The sequence below is a fragment of the Rhizobium binae genome (assembly GCF_017357225.1).
In the GTDB taxonomy this organism is placed as follows: domain Bacteria; phylum Pseudomonadota; class Alphaproteobacteria; order Rhizobiales; family Rhizobiaceae; genus Rhizobium; species Rhizobium binae.
Genome location: NZ_CP071604.1, coordinates 3,594,108 through 3,612,950, shown reverse-complemented (window position 1 = coordinate 3,612,950; position 18,843 = coordinate 3,594,108). Strand labels below are relative to the sequence as shown.

General features: G+C 61.4%; 15 protein-coding genes. 6 read left to right on the top strand and 9 right to left on the bottom strand.

Going from position 1 to position 18,843, the window contains the following annotated elements; all coding sequences use genetic code 11:
• Positions 1 to 54 precede the first annotated feature (54 nt).
• Entirely contained in the window at positions 55 to 1,293 is a 1,239-nt protein-coding gene (locus J2J99_RS17670; protein ID WP_168297259.1) for an extracellular solute-binding protein, read from the bottom strand.
• 227 nt (positions 1,294 to 1,520) lie between these two features.
• Here J2J99_RS17670 and J2J99_RS17665 point away from each other — a divergent pair, with 227 nt between their 5' ends.
• From J2J99_RS17665 to J2J99_RS17645, 5 genes are all read left to right on the top strand, one after another.
• Complete coding sequence (locus J2J99_RS17665; RefSeq protein ID WP_168297260.1) at positions 1,521 to 2,726, top strand: ROK family transcriptional regulator; 1,206 nt, start codon at positions 1,521 to 1,523, stop codon at positions 2,724 to 2,726.
• A 364-nt stretch (positions 2,727 to 3,090) separates the two neighbouring features.
• Positions 3,091 to 4,446 (top strand): extracellular solute-binding protein, encoded by a 1,356-nt coding sequence (locus J2J99_RS17660; protein WP_168297261.1) that lies wholly within the window; start codon positions 3,091 to 3,093, stop codon positions 4,444 to 4,446.
• Positions 4,447 to 4,575: 129 nt separating this feature from the next.
• Entirely contained in the window at positions 4,576 to 5,460 is an 885-nt protein-coding gene (locus J2J99_RS17655; protein WP_168297262.1) for a carbohydrate ABC transporter permease, read from the top strand.
• Between the two features lie 10 nt (positions 5,461 to 5,470).
• The gene (locus tag J2J99_RS17650; RefSeq protein ID WP_168297263.1) at positions 5,471 to 6,385 is read left to right on the top strand and encodes an ABC transporter permease subunit; all 915 of its coding nucleotides are present in this window, start codon (positions 5,471 to 5,473) and stop codon (positions 6,383 to 6,385) included.
• A 12-nt stretch (positions 6,386 to 6,397) separates the two neighbouring features.
• Positions 6,398 to 7,507 (top strand): sn-glycerol-3-phosphate import ATP-binding protein UgpC, encoded by a 1,110-nt coding sequence (locus J2J99_RS17645; protein ID WP_168297264.1) that lies wholly within the window; start codon positions 6,398 to 6,400, stop codon positions 7,505 to 7,507.
• A 12-nt stretch (positions 7,508 to 7,519) separates the two neighbouring features.
• Here the strand turns inward: J2J99_RS17645 and J2J99_RS17640 are convergent, their stop codons facing one another.
• A complete protein-coding gene (locus J2J99_RS17640; RefSeq protein WP_168297265.1) occupies positions 7,520 to 7,993 on the bottom strand; it encodes a cupin domain-containing protein in 474 nt (157 codons plus the stop codon).
• 129 nt (positions 7,994 to 8,122) lie between these two features.
• On the opposite strand from J2J99_RS17640, the gene J2J99_RS17635 reads away from it, so the two are divergent.
• On the top strand, positions 8,123 to 8,665 hold the full coding sequence (locus tag J2J99_RS17635; protein ID WP_168297266.1) for a carboxymuconolactone decarboxylase family protein: 543 nt from the start codon (positions 8,123 to 8,125) through the stop codon (positions 8,663 to 8,665).
• 116 nt (positions 8,666 to 8,781) lie between these two features.
• Here the strand turns inward: J2J99_RS17635 and J2J99_RS17630 are convergent, their stop codons facing one another.
• The 7 genes from J2J99_RS17630 to J2J99_RS17600 all read right to left on the bottom strand — a co-directional run bounded on the left by J2J99_RS17630 (position 8,782) and on the right by J2J99_RS17600 (position 18,806).
• Positions 8,782 to 10,884: a beta-galactosidase gene (locus tag J2J99_RS17630; RefSeq protein WP_168297267.1), complete on the bottom strand. Its 2,103-nt coding sequence runs from the start codon at positions 10,882 to 10,884 to the stop codon at positions 8,782 to 8,784.
• Positions 10,885 to 10,989: 105 nt separating this feature from the next.
• Entirely contained in the window at positions 10,990 to 11,865 is an 876-nt protein-coding gene (locus J2J99_RS17625; protein WP_168297268.1) for a 2-hydroxy-3-oxopropionate reductase, read from the bottom strand.
• Entirely contained in the window at positions 11,862 to 12,656 is a 795-nt protein-coding gene (gene otnI, locus J2J99_RS17620) for a 2-oxo-tetronate isomerase (RefSeq protein WP_168297269.1), read from the bottom strand. Before otnI ends, J2J99_RS17625 begins: the two co-directional genes overlap by 4 nt.
• Positions 12,657 to 12,666: 10 nt before the next feature.
• Positions 12,667 to 14,394: an ABC transporter ATP-binding protein gene (locus J2J99_RS17615; RefSeq protein WP_168297270.1), complete on the bottom strand. Its 1,728-nt coding sequence runs from the start codon at positions 14,392 to 14,394 to the stop codon at positions 12,667 to 12,669.
• Between the two features lie 10 nt (positions 14,395 to 14,404).
• Complete coding sequence (locus J2J99_RS17610) at positions 14,405 to 15,595, bottom strand: ABC transporter permease (protein WP_168297271.1); 1,191 nt, start codon at positions 15,593 to 15,595, stop codon at positions 14,405 to 14,407.
• Between the two features lie 11 nt (positions 15,596 to 15,606).
• Positions 15,607 to 16,593, bottom strand: coding sequence for an ABC transporter permease (locus J2J99_RS17605; protein ID WP_168297272.1), 987 nt, complete (start codon positions 16,591 to 16,593; stop codon positions 15,607 to 15,609).
• Positions 16,594 to 16,697: 104 nt separating this feature from the next.
• Positions 16,698 to 18,806 carry a family 10 glycosylhydrolase gene (locus J2J99_RS17600; protein WP_168297360.1) on the bottom strand — a complete coding sequence of 703 codons (2,109 nt, stop codon included), beginning with the start codon at positions 18,804 to 18,806 and terminating at the stop codon, positions 16,698 to 16,700.
• Positions 18,807 to 18,843 lie beyond the last annotated feature (37 nt).

Sequence of the window (18,843 nt, the reverse complement as noted above, 5' to 3'; positions counted from 1 at the left end):
GTTATTGGAATCGAGCCGGGCGACGACAGGCGCCGCCCGGGGTTCATGCCGGGTTCAGAGGCCGCTGTTTTCGGCTGCCGACTTCAGCGCATCCTCAGGCGTCGACTGGCCGAGCAGCGATTCCTGGATCGCCTGCTGCAGCGCGGTCGAAAGTTCCTGATATTTCGGCGTCGTCGGGCGCGGATACATGGCGGCAAGGCCGACCTTGGCGGCGGAGATCAGCTCTTCCTGGCCCTTGGTAACGGCCGGGTCCGTGTAGGAGGAGGCCCAGATCGGCAGGCTGAGCTTGGCGTAAGCGTTCTGTGTCGCCTGCGAGGTCATGAAGGTGATGTATTTCCAGGCCTCGTCGGGATGCTGGCTGGCGGAGGTGATGCCGAGGCCCATCGAGCCGTTGACGGCCGAAGCCTCGCTCTTGCCTGCGACACCCGGCGCCGGCACGACGCCGACCTTGCCCGCGACCTTGCTGTCCTTCGGGTCATTGGCCATGTTGTACATGTAAGTCCAGTTGAGCGCGAAGGCGGCATCGCCGTTTTCGAAGACCTTTCGGACGTCCTCTTCCAGGAACTCCTTGGAGTTGGGATTGGTCAGGCCTGACGAATAGCTGGCCACCATATATTTCAGGGCGTCAAGGCCGCCACCGCTCTGGAAGGCAGGTTTGCCGTCCTTCAGGAAATCGCCGCCGTAGGCGCTGACAAGGGTGGTGTAATCGCAGATCGCCGCTTCGGCCTGCGACCAACTCCAGGCGATCGGGGTTGCGAGCAGACCCTTGTCCTTGATCGCTTTTGCCTGCTCGGTCAGTTCGTCCCAGGTTTTCGGCGGCGCCTTGATGCCGGCCTTTTCAAGGATTTCCTTGTTGTAGAACAGGTATTTGGTGTCGAGGATCCACGGCATGCCGTAATATTTGCCGTCATATTGCACGGTGGTCCATGCACCCGGCAGCACGCCCTTCTTCATCTCCTCGGTAATGCGGGAGGAGACGTCGACCAGCACCTTGTTGGTGGCGTATTCGGCCGGCCAGATGACGTCGAAGAGGACGACGTCGTAACCGCCGCCGGAACCCTGCGCCAGCACCGTCTTGTCGTGCAGGCCCTCATAGGGAACGAATTCGAGATTGACCTTGATGTCAGGATTCGCCTTGGCGAAGGCGTCGGTCATGGCGCGCACATCGGCCTCGCTGTAGGCGGCCTGCGCCATGAACAGCGCGTTCAGCGTCGTTTCGGCGAAAGCGTGCGGGGCAAGGGATGCGCCGATCAAGGCCGCACCCAAAAGCGTCTTGTTCAAGGATTTCAGCATTGCAGCCTCCAGTTTTTGACATTTACGCATGGCCGAGGGCGGATTTTCCGCCATCGGTTTTTCGAGAAGGCACGCGTGAAACGAGAACGTGCCGGTGATCATCTCGGAGCGTCTTGGAAGCCTGTGCGGCTTCCTGCGTTCCCCGGAACTCTGTGGCCCCTTATTAAGTCAATTGTCTTGACTTATTACTTCTTCAACATTCTATTGGAGTCAAGAGGCAATTGCACATGAATGACAGTCGCCCTATCCGGGCCAAGAGCGGCACCAATCACGAAGGCACCAGCGCGCATAACCGGCGCGTGATGATCGATGCCTTGAGGATCAATGGCGCGCTATCTCGCGCCGATCTGGCGCGGGCCACACGGCTGACCAAGCAGACGGTGTCCAATATCATCGAGGAACTCGAGCGCGACGGTCTCGTCAGTTCGCAGGACGCGGTGCGAAAGGGCAGGGGCCAGCCTTCGACGCCGTATCGGCTCGTTCCCGAGGGCGCCTTTGCGATCGGCCTGCAGATCGACCGGCATGTGACCAGGGCGGTCGCCGTCGATCTCGTCGGCAGCGTTCTCGTGCGCGCCGAAGCCGGTTTGCCGCCGGGAGGCCCGTCGACAGGAGCGAAGGTCATTCTCGATCTCGTCGCCGGCGTGCGTTCAAAGCTCGCCGGGATCGTTCAGCAGTCGGAAAAGCGGCTGGTCGGTCTCGGCGCCGCCATGCCCGGTCCCTTCGGCGTGGCCGGCAGTGGCGACGATCCGTGGATGATGGAGGCCTGGCAGAAGTTTCCGCTGCTGGACACGCTGACCGCCGGTAGCGGGCTCGATGTCGGTCTGCAGAACGATGCGGCGGCGGCCGCGACTGCGGAGCGTATGGTGGGGGCGGCGCATGGCCTCGATCATGCCGTCTGCCTGTTCGTTGGCTACGGCATCGGCGCCGGCCTCATTCTGAACGGCGAACTCTATCGTGGCGCCAACGGCAATGCGGGCGAGATCGGCATGGCGCTCTTGTTTGCCGACGGCAAATCGACGCCGCTCGAACACCGCGCGTCGCTCGCTTCGCTTTACCAGCACCTGTCGATCGACCCCGCCGATTCCGATCTGCACGCGCGCATCGACGATCTCGCCTCGAGGGGCGATCCGAGCATCGAGGCCTGGATCGAGGCGGCGGCGGCGGACCTGCGCTGGAGCATCCATCTGATCGAAACGATCTTCGATCCGCAGACGGTGATCCTCTGTGGCAGCGCGCCGGAAGGCCTGGTGAACAGGCTGATTGCAGCGATCGGCCCGCTGCTCCCTTCGATCGCCGAAAGGCGCGGCCGCACCCTGCCGCGCCTGCAGCCCGGCATGGCCGATCCCTGGTCGGTGGCGCTCGGGGCCGCCGCCGGACCGATCAGCCGGGCATTCGATCCGCATTTTGCTGCAATTTTGAAGGATTCCCGCTGATTTCGACGCTGAAACCGGGCGTTGCACAGCAGTGCAACGGCAGAAAAATGGCCCTCCTTGTAAGTTTCAAGCGACCACTGCCTGCGAATACCAAGGCGCTATCGAAGTATAGTCAAATATTGAAAATCATTGAAATTTATAGGCATTCTGGTATAGGTATAACTATTCGGCAGTGCGCTGGGGTGGTTGGCGAGGCTTCTGTCAATATAGCCTTCAGCCGTGGCAAATAACATCCGCATGAAGGTTTCGTGACAGCGCGATTTCGGTTGTTTCATGTCATGGAATATTCATTGGCCGCGGCAATTTGGACCAGCTAATAGGGCGTGCGCTGAAAGTGCGCTTCTCTTTTACGTTCGAGGTTCTCATGCAAGCCAAGCTTCTCGGCGCCGTTGGCGCCCTTCTCGCTACAGCGATTCTTGCTGGTCCCGCTGCCGCCGCCGATAAGACCAAGATTGACTTCTGGTTCGGCAATTCCGGTGACATCGCAAAGCGTGTCCAGGAACAGTGCGATCGCTTCAACCAGTCGCAGGCCGACTACGAGGTCGTCTGCACCAGCCAGGGCAGCTACGATGCTTCCCTGCAGAACACCATTGCCGCCTTCCGCGCCGGCAAGCAGCCGACGATCGCTCAGGTCTCCGACGCCGGAACCCTCGACATCATGCTCTCCGGCGCCTTCTATCCGGCCAACCAGCTGATGACCGACATGGGCTACAAAGTCGACTGGAACGATTACTTCTCGGGTATCGCCGGATACTACGCCACGTCGAAGGGCGAGATGTATTCCTTCCCCTTCAATTCATCGACCGCTCTGCTCTACTGGAACAAGGACGCCTTCGCCAAGATCGGCAAGGATCATGCTCCGGCGACCTGGAAGGAAGCCGGTGAGGACTTCAAGGCTCTGAAGGACGCCGGCTATGCATGCCCGCTCGCCTTCGACATCTCCAACAACGAAGTCTGGCAGTACGTCGAACAGTTCGAAGCCGTCAACGGCGAGCCGATCGCCACGAAGAAGAACGGGTTCGAAGGCCTCGACGCCGAGCTTGTCTTCAACAAGAACCCGCTTCTCGTCAGCTACATCAAGGACCTCAAGTCCTGGTACGACAACAAGCTTGCCGTCATCAAGAACAAGGCCGTCGGCCAGACCTTCGTCGAAGCCTTCGCTGCAGGCGACTGCCAGGTCATCCTGACTTCGGTCGGCGACCACGGCAATATCGGCCGCACCGCCAAGCAGGGCATGAACTGGGGCGTTGCCATGCTCCCGACCTATGGTGACGCAACCCGCCACAGCTCCTATGTCGGCGGCGCTTCGCTCTGGGTTCTGAAGGGCCATTCGGACGCCGAGTACAAGGCTGCCGCTGCCTTCTTCAACTTCATCGCCAAGCCGGAAGAGGCCCTGACCTGGTCGACGGTCACCGGCTATATCCCGGTCCGCAACTCCGGCTTCGAATATCTGAAGAAGCAGGGCTTCTACGACAAGCCGCCCTACGCCGGACGTGAACTCGCCATTCAGAGCCTGACCGCTTCCCCCGCTGGCGACTCAGCCGCCAAGGGCATCCGTCTCGGCGGCCTGCTGCAGGTCCGCACTGAGATCGCCAACGGCCTGCAGGCCATCTTCGTCAACAATGCCGACGTCCAGGCCTCGCTCGACTCTGCTGCCGAACGCGGCAACCAGCTCCTGCGCCGCTTCCAGCAGACCTACAAGAACGTTCAGCTCCCCTGATCGTCTGACATGAACCGCACCCGGCCCGCCTTGCGCGTGCCGGGTGCGTCTTTGTAAACTCGTCCAACCAGTTGCGGATGCGCGCTGCCGCCCGCGCCTGAAGTCAAACCACGGCGAAAACGACCACCCATGGAAAAGCGCGTCACTTTCTCCTCGACGACGATCGGACTGCTCTTTGCATTTCCGATGCTGCTGCTGATCTTCGTCTTCTTCTATTGGCCGAGCGCGCAAGCGCTCTATTGGGCATTCACGCTCGAGCAGCCATGGGGTGGCGGCAACGCCTGGGTCGGTCTCGACAATTTCAAGCAATTGCTCAGCGATCCCATCTATTGGGAATCGATCACCCGCAGCATGATCTTCGGCTTCAGCTCGACGGCGATCGCCATGGGGATGGCGCTCATTCTGGCGCTTTTGACGGACCGTGAACTGCGCGGCCACAAAATCTACCGGTCGGTCTTCATCTGGCCGTACGCGATAGCCGCTCCGGCTCTCGGTCTCGCCTTCCGCTTCATTCTGGCGCCGGAGGCCGGTCTTCTATCCGTCATCAATCATGTCTGGCCCGGTCTCTGGAACCCGGCACTCGACGGCAAGGACGCGATGATCGCGGTTATCATCGCCTTCTCATGGAAATATATCGGCTACAATTTCATCTTTTTCCTTTCGGCCCTTCAGGGCATTCCGCGCTCGCTGATCGAGGCCGCGGCGATGGACGGCTCCGGGCCGCTGCGCCGGATGTGGGACCTGCAATTGCCGCTGCTGACGCCGACATTGTTTTTCCTGCTCGTTATCAACATCACCGAAAGCTTCCAGGATTCCTTCGGTATCGTCGACGTCATGACCCAGGGCGGACCGGCGCGCGCGACCGAGCTTATGGTCTACAAAATCTATTTCGACGGTTTCAGGGGGCTCGATTATTCGGGTGCGGCCGCCCAGTCGATCATCCTGATGGTGCTCGTCGTTCTTCTCACCATCTTCCAGTTCCGCTTCATCGAGCGGCGCGTGCACTACAAGTGAGGTCGCGGACATGATCGAACGCACGCCGATATTCAACTTCATCTGCTACACGGTTCTGGCGCTCGGCATGGTGATCGCGCTTCTGCCTTTCGTCATCGTCATCATCGCATCGACGCTTGATCTGGAGACGGTCAACCGCGTGCCGCTGCCGCTGACCCCGGGTTCGCATTTCTGGGAAAACGCGCAGGCCGCCTGGATCCGCGCCGACCTCGGCAACAAGCTGATCCACAGCATCATCTTCGCCACAGCGGTCGGCGCCGGCAAGGTCATCCTTTCCGCCATGGCCGCCTTTTCGATCGTCTACTTCCGTTTCCGCGGCCGGCATGTGATTTTCTGGATCATCTTCATCACGCTGATGCTGCCCCTGGAAGTTCGCATCGTGCCGACCTATTCGATTGCGGCCAACGCATTGCAGCCCTTCCAGACGATCCTCGATGTCACCGGAATTACCGCGCTCGTCGCCTGGGTGTCCGGCATCCAGATCAAGCTCGAATGGGGGCTGCTGAATTCCTATACCGGCCTCGTGGCGCCGCTCGTCGCTACAGCGACCGGCACCTTCCTTTACCGCCAGTTCTATTTGACCGTTCCGGACGAGCTTGCCGAGGCAACGAAGATGGATGGCGCCGGCGCCGTCCGCTTTTTTATCGACATATTGCTGCCGCTGTCGCGATCGAACATGATCGCGCTCTTCACCATCATGTTCGTTTGGGCCTGGAACCAGTATCTCTGGCCGCTGCTCGTCACCACCGATCCGAATTTCGGTATTGCAGTGACGCAGTTGAAGACCCTCATCCCGTCCGAATTCGGCCTGCCCGATTGGAACGTCGCCATGGCCGGGACACTTATCATCATGTCGCCGCCGCTGCTGCTCGTCATCCTGATGCAGCGTTGGTTCGTGCGCGGCCTTATCTCCACCGAGAAGTGAAGGAGCAGTCCTGTGGCACCGATCTCAATCCGTGATGTGAAGAAGAGCTACGGCAAGCATGCCGTCGTTCACGGCGTCGACCTGGAGATCCAGTCCGGCGAATTCATCGTCATTCTCGGCCCGTCCGGCTGCGGCAAGTCCACGCTTCTGCGCATGATCGCTGGCCTCGAGGAAATCAGCGGCGGCGAAATCTCCATCGACGGGCGCGTCGTCAACCAGATGGAGCCGCGCGAGCGCGGCTGCGCCATGGTGTTCCAGAACTACGCGCTCTATCCGCACATGACGGTCGCCGAGAATATCGGTTACGCCTTGAAGGTCGCGGGTGTGGCGAAGGCCGAGCGCAGCCGCCGGATCGCAGAGGTCGCCAAGGCGCTGAGCCTCGACCCCTTCCTCGATCGCCGGCCGGCCGCCCTTTCCGGCGGCCAGCGCCAGCGCGTCGCCATGGGCCGCGCGATGATCCGCGAACCGAAGGTGTTCCTGTTCGACGAGCCGCTGTCGAATCTCGATGCCAAGCTGCGCATCGCCATGCGCGCCGAAATCCGCCGCCTGCACCGCCGTCTCGGCGCCACCTCGATCTTCGTTACGCACGACCAGACCGAGGCGATGACGCTCGCCGACCGGCTGGTGGTGATGAACGGCGGCAGGGTCGAGCAGGTCGGCACACCGGAAGAGGTCTATCATCATCCGGTCTCGCGTTTCGTCGCCGGCTTCGTCGGCACACCGGCGATGAACCTGCTCGAAGGCACGATCAACGACGAGTGCGTTTTCATCTACGACCAGAGTCGCAAGATCGCGCTGCCTCGCGAGCGCGCCGCACCGCTGAAGGGCAAACGCGTCGTGCTCGGCATGCGCGCCGAAGCCGCCCGGCTGGTGGCTCCGGATGCGCCCGGCGCATTGGTCGCGACAGCCGATTTCATCGAAGAACTCGGCGCCAGCCGCGTCGTTCATGCCGATTTCGACGGGCTGCCCTTTGCCGTGGCGCTGACCGAGGCGGTGACGGTGAAATCGGGCGAGCCGATTGGCATCGCGATCGACCACAACGCGATCCACCTTTATGCCGCCGATACCGGCCGAATCATCGAAACCCCTGTCATAAGCGATGCCGGTGCGGTCCACGCCTGACGGACGTCGGTTTCAGCGATGGATAGGGTCGATCCAGGGAACGTCCTCCGGCTTTTCGACCGGCTCGATATCGAGATTGACGACGACGGGCTCCTGGCCTGAGCGGACGAGTACGCACTCCAGTGTCTCCTCACGGCTGGCATTGATTTCCTGATGCGGCACATAGGGCGGGACATAGATGAAATCGCCGGGCCCGGCCTCGGCGGTATATTCCAGATGCTCGCCCCAGCGCATGCGTGCCTTGCCCTTGACCACGTAGATGATGCTTTCGAGATCGCCATGATGATGGGCGCCTGTCTTGGCATTGGCATGGATTGTCACCGTGCCAGCCCAGATCTTCTCGGCGCCGGCGCGTGCATTGTTGATCGCGGTCGCGCGGCTCATGCCCGGGGTCTGCGCGGTATGAGGATCGAGCGAATTGCCGGGAATGACCTTGACGCCATGTTCCCGCCAATTGACATGATGATGCTCGGGGTCGTCGCTCACGCCTTGCCTCCACTTTCGATTTCGCCAGTCTAGGCGGGAGCCCGGCGGCGGCCAAGTGGATTGCCGCGGTACCGCCGCACATATTTTCTGCACTCTGTAGCTTCTGTGCACAAGGAAAGAACGGACCCGATGAGCCACCTCCCGCAGATCGACTACGACACCGCTTCACCAGAGGTTCGTGCGGCGCATGACGAGGAAGTCAGGCTGCGCGGGCGCATGACCAACATGAAGCGGACACTGCTGCATTCGCCGGCGGCTCATCGCATCTATGCCGAGTGGTTCACGCTGCGCGCCGAACTCGATCCTGCGATCAGCGACCGGGCGATCTGGATTTTCTCGCATGCGATCTCGAAGGCAGCCAGATCGAGGATTGCCGTCACCTTCTTCCGCAGGGCACTGATCAACAAGGGCTTCAACCCCGACGCGCTGGAGTTTTCCGACGAAGAGGCACTCCTCGACGATTTCGGCAAGGCGATTGTCGCCGATTCTAATGCCGTTCCGACCGAACTTTGGGCGAAGCTGAAACTAAGCTACGAGACCAAGGTGCTCGTCGATCTCGTCGCCTTTGCCGGCATCATGCTGGCCACCGCCGTCTTCAACAATATCGTCGAGGTCGACTTGGACCCCGAGCTTGAAGCCTTTGCCGAGGGAGCCAGTTCATCCGCATCCTGAAATCTCAGAGAATGATGCCGAAAACGGTAAGCGGTTTCCGACGACATCATGCTCTGACTATTAATTTAGAACAGGATTCAGGTTTGTAGGCCGAGCGTGCCTAAAATGGTCCGGTTCTAACCATCGAGCGGAAGGATCAGCACATCGCGTGCCGGCACCTCGATGCCACCATTGCCGATATGACCGACGGGCCAGACGGCCCGGCCTCGCGGAAGGGCACCTCGGGCGAGCGTCAACTCGGTCTTCTGCGTGATTCTCGTCGGATTGACGAGCCAGAGGAAGCTACCTTTTTCACCCTCGTGGATACGGGCGAAGAGTGCGGCATTCGACAGCGTCACGTGGCGCTTCTTCCCACTCCATCTCAATAGCTCGGCGAAGAAAGCGCCGTTCGCCTTCCCCTGTGTGCGGTAATAGGCAACGGAAGGATTGGTGCCGATCAGCAGCGTGCGACCCTTGCCATAGGCATTTTCCACGACGGCAAGACGACCGTCGGTGAAGTGGCCACGTCCCGTTCCTCCGGTCAGCCGATAAGACTGTAGGAAGCCGCCACCGTCGACCGCCGCGCCGTCGAGATCGAAATGGGTGCGGTCGCCGATATCGGGCATGAATTCGACTTCCTCCTCGCGTGCGCCGAAGACCTCATCGAGGCCCATGTTCGGCTGCACGGTGCCGACATGGCCGCGATCGCCGAAATAGCCGGGGCATGCCTCGGCAATCAGCGTGCCGCCGTTTTCGACCCAAGCTTTCAGGCGTTTCGCCTGCTCTGATGTGAACATGATCGGATAAGGGAAATAGAGGAAATCATAGTCCGCGAGGTCGTCGATATGCACCCAATCCGGTTGCGTACCGGTTTCGAGGAAGGCGCGATAAGCGCCCCACATCGCTTCGGGATAGGGCTTTTCCGTGCGGTCGTGGTTCAGGAGGTAATCGAACTCCTGCGTTTCGCGCACGACGAGGATGCCGACCTCTCCGCGCACGGGCTTTGCCTCCCAGAGGGGAGCCTGCGCCTTGTCATTGGCCCATCTCGCCATGGCGCTTGCCATGTCGGAGCGCGGCGTGCGCGAGCCGTCCATGCCGTAGGAGCCGAAAGCGCCGAAGAGCGGACCGTCGAGCAGCGGGCGCCAGCGCAGATTGATCACGCCGCGGGCGCCGCCGGCAAGTGAGGTCATGCTCCAGAGGCGAATATCCTCGGGCTCGGCGACGCGGCCATCCTCCTTGTCACGGCCGATCACCTGCGGCTGCAGCCAGAGCGGGCCGCCCTGGCGCTCGGCGTGCCAAAAGGGTTTGCCGCGCGCGGCGGCGCGGTTGATGTCGACGCCGTACCAGTTCTTCCAGGCTTCCGACCCCTTGCGCGCCTGGATCCAGGTAAAGCCGTAGACCTCGACCTTGGAGGCTGCAAGCCAGTCGTCGCAGCCGTTGGCAGCCATGTTGGGAATTGCGCCGGATATGCCGTGGGCAAGGACGGTGTTCTTCTGGTCGACGGCGCGGATCGTGTCGATGCGCCATTGCATCTGATCGTAGAAGTTGTCGCGTTTGAACTGCAGCCAGTCGATACATTCAGGATAGGGTGCCATGTGCGCCGGCGGCTCGATGTCATCCCATTCGGCATAGCTGTAGCGGTACCAGGCCTTGGCCAGGACCTTCAGGCTGCCGTATTTCTTTTCGAGCCATTTGCGAAAAACAGCCTTTGCATAGGGGCTGTAATCGACGTCCGCGGAATAGTTGCACTCGTTCCAGACGTCGTAACCATAGATCGCCGGATGATCCTTGTAGCGGGTGGCGAGCGCGGTCAGGAATCTGCCCGCTGCTTCCCTCACTTCCGGGCAGTTCAGCGTCAGGGCGCCGGCGCCGCCACCATTGTTGGAGAAGCCGCCGGTCGCCGACGACACACCCATATAGGAACCGAGTTTGGTGCCGTCGGCATTGACCTGCAATGCATGAGCGTATTTGCGCACCGCCCAGTCGGGCACGGCATGAATCAACTCGGCGATAACGGTCTTGATGCCGTGTGCCGCCGCAAGGTCCATCTGACGGTCATATTCTTCCCAGTCGTAGACGCCGGGGGCGGTTTCGATTGCGCTCCACATGAACCAGTGGCGGAAGATGTTGAGGCCGTCTTGCCCGGCCGTGGCGTAGTCGCGCTCCCAATCTTCACGGGGCGGATTGGATTTGCGGAAGTAGACGGCGCCGTAGGGCAGTTGGATATCTTTGTTCAGCATTGTCCTGTCCTTCTCTATCGATGTCCGGACATGGCTTCGCCGTCCGGAAAGAAGGCTCCGGCAGTAGGCAGTCGAAGATGGCCGGCTATACTAAAAAGCGTTGATCTAGCGCGGTCCTCCGGCGAGGAGTTCCAGGGTGCGGATGAGGGCGGAATGATCGCGTTCGCCGTCGCCATTGGCGACCGCGGCGTTCATCAGTTGTTGCGTGGCGGCAGTGTTCGGCAGCGACAGATCGAGTGCGCGGGCGGCATCGACGGCAAGCGTCATGTCCTTGCGGTGCAGGCGGATACGGAAGCCGGGCTCGAAGGTCTGATTGATCATGCGCTCCCCATGCATTTCGAGGATGCGGGAAGCGGCAAAGCCACCCATCAGCGCCGAGCGCACCTTGGCCGGGTCGGCGCCGGCCTTCCTGGCAAAGAGCAGCGCTTCGGCAACTGCCTCTATCGTCAGGCCGACGATGATCTGGTTGGCGACCTTGGCCGTCTGCCCGTCGCCGTTACCTCCGACATGGGTGATGTTCTTGCCCAACTTTTCGAAAATCGACCGGGCACGTTCGAATGCTTGCTCCTTGCCACCGACCATAATCGTCAAAGAGGCAGCCTTGGCACCCACCTCTCCGCCGGAAACGGGAGCATCGAGATAATCGCAGCCGAGGGCCTCGATGCGTTTGGCGAAAGTTTTGGTGGCGACCGGGGAGATCGAGCTCATGTCGATAACGAGCTTGCTCTGAGAAAGGCCGGAGGCAACGCCGTGTTCGCCGAAGAGGACCGCCTCGACATCTGATGTATCCGGCAGCATCAGGATGACGATGTCCGAAGCATGCGCCACCACCCTGGCGCTCGCGGCGGCTATGGCGCCCTTGTCGACAAGATGCTGCGAGGTCTCTTTCACCCGGTTCAGATGCAGCGTGTGGCCGGCATCGATCAGATGCTCCGCCATCGGGCGGCCCATGACGCCCAGTCCGATAAATCCGATGCTCATGCTGCCCTCGCTGACTTCAGATAGGATCTCATCCAGCCGAGGCCATCCTTGGTGCCGGATTTCGGCTTGTACTCGCAGCCGACCCAGCCGTCGTAGCCGAGGCGGTCGAGTTCGGAGAGGATGAAATTGTAGTTGATCTCGCCGGTGCCGGGCTCGTTGCGCCCAGGATGGTCGGCGATCTGCACATGGGCGATTTTCTCCTTAAGTCGGGTGAAGGTGGGGATCAGATCGCCCTGCATGACCTGCATGTGGTAGAAATCATACTGGATATAGAGGTTGTCGGAACCGACCCTGTCGAGGATGCGCTCCGCATGGGTGGTGGTCGACAGAAAGAAACCCGGAATATCCCGCAGGTTGATCGGCTCGATCAGCAGGGTGACGCCGGCGTCGGCACAACGTTTCGCAGCATATTTCAGATTGCCGACCAGCACCGTTTCCAGCGTTTGAAGGTCCGCACCTTTTGGCACCAGGCCGGAGATGACATTCACCTGCCGGCAATCGAGCGCTGCGGCATAGTCGAGCGCCTGCTCGAGTCCATCGCGGAACTCCTCTGCACGCTCCGGCAGGCAGGCGATGCCGCGCTCGCCGCCGGCCCAGTCGCCGGACGGCACGTTGAAGAGCGCCTGTTTCAGGCCGCTTGCCTTCAGCGCCTCGGCAACCTTCTCCCTGGGTTCGGCATAGGGGCCCAGATATTCGAGGGCACCGAAGCCGTCCTTTGCAGCAGCGGCGAAGCGGTCGAGAAAGGGCAGGTCTTGGTAGAGGAAGGAAAGGTTGGCGGAAAATTTCTGCACGGGATCGTCCTTAGATATCGGCAGACGCGACGAAACGATGCCGGTGCAGCATGCGCTTGTCGCGAGGGTCGGGATTGGGAACGGCGGAGATGAGGCTCTTCGTATAGGCCCCCTCAGGAGCGGTGCAGATCTGTTCGGCCTCGCCGAGTTCGACGATCTTGCCGCGATGCATGACGGCGACACGATCGCAGAAATAACGCACCACCGAAATGTCGTGCGAAATGAAGATGAAGCTTAGGTTCAGCCGTTGACGGATATCGAGCAGCAGGTCGAGAATCTGGCTGCGGATCGAGACATCGAGAGCGGACGTCGCCTCATCGGCGATGATGATGCGTGGGTCGAGCGCAAGCGCGCGAGCGATGCCGATGCGCTGGCGCTGGCCGCCGGAGAAGGCATGTGGATAACGCTCCATCCCCATCGGGTCGAGGCCGACAAGGCGCATCAGTTCGGCGACACGGTCCGCCAGCGCCTTGCCCCTTGCCAGCCCGTTGACAACAAGCGGATCGCCGATCACCTCCTTGACAGTCATGCGCGGATTGAGCGAGGCGAAGGGATCCTGAAAAACCAAGCGGACTTCGCGATGGAATGTGCGGAGTTCGCGCTTGGTGAGTTTGGTGACGTCGATCTCGCCGCCGTCCTTGCCGCAATAGCTGATGCTGCCCGAGGTCGGCTCGACGGTGCGCAGGATGAGCCGGCCGAGTGTCGTCTTGCCGGAGCCGCTTTCGCCGACAATACCGAGGTTTTCGCCGGGATAGAGATCGAAGCTGGCGTCGTCGACGGCGCGCAACGTGTTGGCCTTGCCGTGCCAACCATAGATCTTGCTGAGGTGGCGGACGGACAGGATCGGCTGCGGTGCCGCCGGCGACAGTGCTATGGCGGGCAGCTTGCCATCGACATGATGCGTGAGCTTGACTGTCGAGGCAAGCAGTTGGCGGGTATAGGGATGTTCGGCGGCATGGTAGATTGCATCGACGGGTCCGCGCTCGACGATGCGGCCGAAGCGCATGACGGCGACATCGTCGGCCACTTCGGCGACGATCCCCATGTCATGGGTGATGAGCAGCATGGCCATGCCGCGTTCGACCTGCAGGCGCTTGATCAGATCGAGGATTTCGGCCTGGGTGGTGACGTCGAGGGCTGTCGTCGGCTCGTCGGCGATGAGAATGTCGGGATTGCCGGCAAGCGCCATGGCGATCATGGCGCGTTGGCGCATGCCGCCGGAGAATTCGAAGGTGTAGCGGTCAGCCATCTTGTCCGGGTTCGGGATCTCGACCTGTCGCAGCAGTTCGACGGTCCTTTCGCGGGCGGCGCGATGATCGAGATCACTGTGCAGGCGCACCGCCTCAATGATCTGCGAACCGATGGTGTGAACCGGCGACAGCGAACTCATCGGCTCCTGGAAGATCAGGCCGATGCGGCGACCGCGGATGGCCCGCATCGCCCGATCGGACGGCTTCAAGACGGCAATATCGGTGATTCCGTGACTTCCGGTGGCCCCGTCGCCGTCCCTGAGCAGGATGCGGCCGGAAACAATACTGCCGGGGCTGTCGACGATCTGCAGCAGCGAACGGGCGGTGACGCTCTTGCCGGAGCCGCTTTCACCGACGAGGCACAGCGTTTGCCCGCGTTTCAGCTCGAAACTGACATTTTCGACGGCGTGCAGGATGTGGGTGCGCAGCCTGAAATCGATCGAGAGGTTTTCGACGGAGAGAACGACGTCTTTTGAAAGGTCGGCCATGGTTTCCTCCTCAATTGTCGTAGGGGTCGGCGGCATCGCGCAGGCCGTCGCCGAAGAAATTGAAGGACAGGACGGCGATGACGACTGCGAGCGACGGCCAGATCAAGAGCCACGGCGCGGTGGCGACGGTGCGGATGTTCTGGGCGTCCTGCAGCAGCACGCCCCAACTGACGACCGGCGGCTTAAGGCCGATGCCGAGGAAGGAAAGAGAGGTCTCGGCGACGATCATGGTCGGTACGGCCAGTGTGACGACCGCAAGGATATGGCTTGTCAGTGACGGCAGGATATGCCGAAAGATCAGCCTGGTCTCGCTGGATCCGTCGAGCCTGGCGGCAACGACGAAATCCTCACTGCGCAGCGCCAGGAACCGGCCGCGCACTTCACGCGCCAGGCTGGTCCAGCCGAGCAGCGAGACGATGATCGTTATGACGAAATAGACATTGACCGGCGACCATGTCAGCGGGATCGCCGCCGCCAGGCCGAGCCACAGCGGGATGGTCGGCATTGCACTGACGACCTCGATGACGCGCTGGATCAGCGTATCGACCCAGCCGCCGTAGAAACCGGAGATCGAGCCGAGCACGACGCCGAGGATCAGCGACATGGCGACGCCGACGAGGCCGATCGACATGGATACGCGGGTGCCGTAGACGAGCCGAGAGAAGACATCGCGGCCGAGCCGGTCGGCGCCGAGCAGGTACATCGGGTCGTTTTGGTTGAGCGGGCCGATCAGGTGCCGGTTCATCGGGATCACGCCCCAGAGATCGTAGGCCGCGCCTTTGACGAAGAAGCCGATCGGGACGACCTTGGTGTCGTCGACGACGAAGGTGCGGCGTAGCGCCACCTTGTCGATCTCGACCTTGTAGCCCTTCACATGGATATTGAACTCAGAGCTGCCGTCCGGCTTTTCGACGAAGAAGCTGAAGCCCTGCGGCGGGGCATAGGTGTATTGCGGCCGCGAGGTCATCGGCAAAGCGGGCGCCAGGAATTCGGCTAACAGACCGACCAGATAGAGGCAGAGGATAATGACGCCGGCCACCATCGCCACCTTCTGGCGGATCAGCTTGCCAGCGACCAGCCGCCAGGGACCGATCGCTGCGGTCGAGACGGTCTTGCCCTGTTTCAATGGGCTGATCGAGGGGCCATCGGCAACAGTGTGAAGCGGACCAGCATGATTTCCGAAGGTCTCGTGCGTGCTCATCGCGTTCGCCCTCAATTGAACCGGATGCGTGGATCGAGCAGGGCCAGCAGCAGATCCGACAGCAGCATGCCGACAAGGGTCAGCGCGCTCAAAAGCAGAACGAAGCTGCCGGCGAGGTACATGTCCTGCGAGATCAGCGCGCGGAAAAGCAGGGGACCAGCGGTCGGCAGGTTCAGCACGATGGCAGTGATCGTCACGCCCGAAACGAGATGCGGCAGCACCCAGCCGATCGCCGAGACGAAGGGATTGAGCGCGATTCTGACCGGATACTTGAGGATCACCTTGTATTCCGGCAGTCCCTTGGCGCGGGCCGTAACGACATAGGGCTTGTGCAGTTCGTCGGTCAGGTTGGCGCGCAGGATCCGGATCATCGCTGCCGTTCCAGACGCGCCAATGATGATGATCGGGATCCAGAGATGGGCGAGGAAATCGCCGACCTTGGCAAAGCTCCAGGGCGCTTCGGCATATGCCGGCGAGACCAGCCCGCCGACGCTCTGGCCAAGAAATTTATAGGCGATGTACATCAACGTCAGCGCCAGGATGAAGTTCGGCACCGCAAGGCCGATGAAGCCGAGAAAGGTGAAGACATGGTCGCCGACGGAGTGGCGGCGGACGGCGGAATAGACGCCGATCGGCAAAGCCACGATCCAGACGAAGAGCAGGCTCAAGAGCGAGATAACCAGCGTCGAGCCCATACGCGCCCAGATCAGCCCGGAGACTGGCTGACTCCACTCGAAGGAGTAGCCGAAGTCGCCGCGGCTGACGATGCCCCAGATCCATTTGAGGTATTGGACATAGAAGGGGTCATCGAAGCCGTAGATTTCCTTCAGCCGCTCGATCTGAGCGGGATCGACGGTTTGGCCGCTGTCGCTCATGGTGGCGATCATCGAGGTCAGGTAATCACCTGGCGGCAGCTGGATGATCAGGAACGAGATCAGCGACATGCCGAACAAGGTCGGGATCATGTAGAGTACGCGCTTGAAGATATAGCCAAGCATCGAAACGTTTCTCCTCCCGTCGGGAACGCTGTGACGCGCCTCCCCCGGATCTTCACGCGCCGTCGGCCCTTCAGGCCGAAAGCGCTCCTCCGTCGCCTGTCACTTCATTTCCAGGTGAGATGCAGGACTTCCAGCCGGTCGATACCGGGCACCTCCACCTGCGCACGGCCGTTCGCAAGGCTGAAGCTTGCGGCGCGGTCGGCAACGACGAGCCATGCCTTCGCCACCGATCGGCCCTCCGGAATCTCCACCGAAATGGTCTGCGCTGCCAGAGGGTAATTGTCGCGGATCGGGCCTTTCATCATCATCGGGTTGGTGAGGTTGAAGAGGCTGACTGCCATGCCCTCACCGTTTTCGCGTAGCGCCAGATCGATGACGCCCTTGCCCTCGATGGTGACGCGTGGTGTCTTGCCGAGTGCCCAATGGACGGCGTTGGCGAGGAGCCGCGCATGATCGACGGCATAGACCTCCCAGAAGATCTCACCGATATTCCAGGGAATATAGACTGTGCGGCCACCCTTGCCAGTCTCGCGGGCGATGACGGCAGCACCTTTTGGTTCTTCTCGCGGATAGACCTCTTCCATCGGCAGATCGGGAAAGTCGGGAACGTAGAGGAAGGGCGCCTTCGCATCGGCCGACGGTACGGCGTGGATCAGGCGAGTGCCGCCCATGATGCGCTCGGCGCCGTCGAAGCCCCGGTTGATCGGGTGATCGCCGGAAAGTGCGACATAGGTGTTCTTGACGATGCCGCGCGGGCCGGAGACGTAGCTGGCACCCAGCACGTCGGCGAGGCCGAAGTCGGGGCGCTTCTTGCCGAATTCGTCGCGCAGCGACGTCTCGTAAGAGGCAATCATGCTGCCACCGCGATCGACATAGGCGCGGATCGCCGCGTTCTGCGCATCCGAAAGGCAGGAAGCGTTGGCAAGGATGATGAGCTTGAACCGATCGAGGCTCTCGTCGGTCAACACCTGGTCCGAAAGCAGCTCGAAGGGCAGGCGGGCCTCGACGAGGGCATGGTAGAAACCGAGGTCGTGCTTCTCGGCGGAATGCCGTTCTTCCGGCGCCCAGTGGCGCAGCGTCGTCGAGGGATCGATGACGGCGATTTCGGCGGTCGGCTTCATGCTTTCCAGCACCGGCTCGATGGCTGCCTGCAGGGCGAATGCGTCGGCCACCGGCTCGACCCAGCGTTTGTCAGGCACGACGCCGTTGAACTTGGTGAACCAGGCGTAGAGGCCGTGGGCGGTGCCGTCATTGATCCAGAGCTGCATCTCCTCGCCCGAGGTGACGGCATCCTTCCAGCGATATTCCTCCTCGGGGCCGATCGAGGTGATCAGCACGACCGGGCGGTCGGGGAAGGTGGCTCGGATGCGCTTGCCATTGCGGCCTGCCGACCAGCCGAGCTCAAGGCCCTTGCGGCCCTGATGGTCGACGACGAGGAAGGGGCAGTGTTTGGCGATGACCGAGAGATCGAATTCCATCAGCGAAGCGCCACCCATGTTCGGAATGAAGCTCGCATGCGGGCGGATCGCTTTGACGGCATCGTCCCACTGCGCGATCATGTCGGTGAGCACGCGGCGGCGCCACTGCACCCAGGCCTGCCAGGCGGGATCCTCGGCATCGGGTCTTGCAGGAAGGGCATAGCCGAACATGTCCTTGAAGCGGCGGGCGCTGTCTTCGCTGTAATCGACGCCGTGGCCCTGCCAGCGATTGGCGAAGACCGCGTCGATATCGTATTTGCGGACGATCTCCTTGACCACCTCAGGCATGAAGACGGTGTTGTAGTCGCCATAAGCATTGGTGACCCAGACATCGGGATAGGCCCAGTGGCGGCGCGGCGTGCCGTCGGCATTGATCATCACCCATTCCGGATTGGCTTTGGCCGCATCGTCATGGACCGCATGCGGGTCGACGCGGGCCATGACGTGCATGTCGAGCTTGCGGGCGGCATCGACGAGCGCGCCGAAGATATCCTTGTCGCCGAGATATTTGCTGACATAGTGGTAAGGCACTTCGCTCGGATAATAGGCGATATAGCCGCCGGCACTGAGGCAGACCGCGTTCGATTTCGTGCGTTTGAAGACGTCGATCCAGAAGGCCGGGTCGTATTTCTCCGGGTCGTCTTCCACGAAGGTCAGCTGGGTCCAGCGGGTCGCGGTCTTAAACCAGTCCGGCGTCCTCAGCGTGTGGGTGTTCTGTCTCCTGGCGTCGAGCATCGTCTTCATCCAATCATTGGCAAAAGAGAGCGCCTCA

Bases quoted from the DNA above. Each gene is read 5' to 3' on its own strand.
- J2J99_RS17605 (WP_168297272.1), bottom strand. From the start codon at position 16,593: ATGCTTGGCTATATCTTCAAGCGCGTACTCTACATGATCCCGACCTTG.
- J2J99_RS17650 (WP_168297263.1), top strand. From the start codon at position 5,471: ATGATCGAACGCACGCCGATATTCAACTTCATCTGCTACACGGTTCTG.
- J2J99_RS17610 (WP_168297271.1), bottom strand. From the start codon at position 15,595: ATGAGCACGCACGAGACCTTCGGAAATCATGCTGGTCCGCTTCACACT.
- J2J99_RS17600 (WP_168297360.1), bottom strand. From the start codon at position 18,806: ATGCTCGACGCCAGGAGACAGAACACCCACACGCTGAGGACGCCGGAC.
- J2J99_RS17670 (WP_168297259.1), bottom strand. From the start codon at position 1,293: ATGCTGAAATCCTTGAACAAGACGCTTTTGGGTGCGGCCTTGATCGGC.
- J2J99_RS17625 (WP_168297268.1), bottom strand. From the start codon at position 11,865: ATGAGCATCGGATTTATCGGACTGGGCGTCATGGGCCGCCCGATGGCG.
- J2J99_RS17630 (WP_168297267.1), bottom strand. From the start codon at position 10,884: ATGCTGAACAAAGATATCCAACTGCCCTACGGCGCCGTCTACTTCCGC.
- J2J99_RS17635 (WP_168297266.1), top strand. From the start codon at position 8,123: ATGAGCCACCTCCCGCAGATCGACTACGACACCGCTTCACCAGAGGTT.
- J2J99_RS17615 (WP_168297270.1), bottom strand. From the start codon at position 14,394: ATGGCCGACCTTTCAAAAGACGTCGTTCTCTCCGTCGAAAACCTCTCG.
- J2J99_RS17655 (WP_168297262.1), top strand. From the start codon at position 4,576: ATGGAAAAGCGCGTCACTTTCTCCTCGACGACGATCGGACTGCTCTTT.
- J2J99_RS17660 (WP_168297261.1), top strand. From the start codon at position 3,091: ATGCAAGCCAAGCTTCTCGGCGCCGTTGGCGCCCTTCTCGCTACAGCG.
- J2J99_RS17665 (WP_168297260.1), top strand. From the start codon at position 1,521: ATGAATGACAGTCGCCCTATCCGGGCCAAGAGCGGCACCAATCACGAA.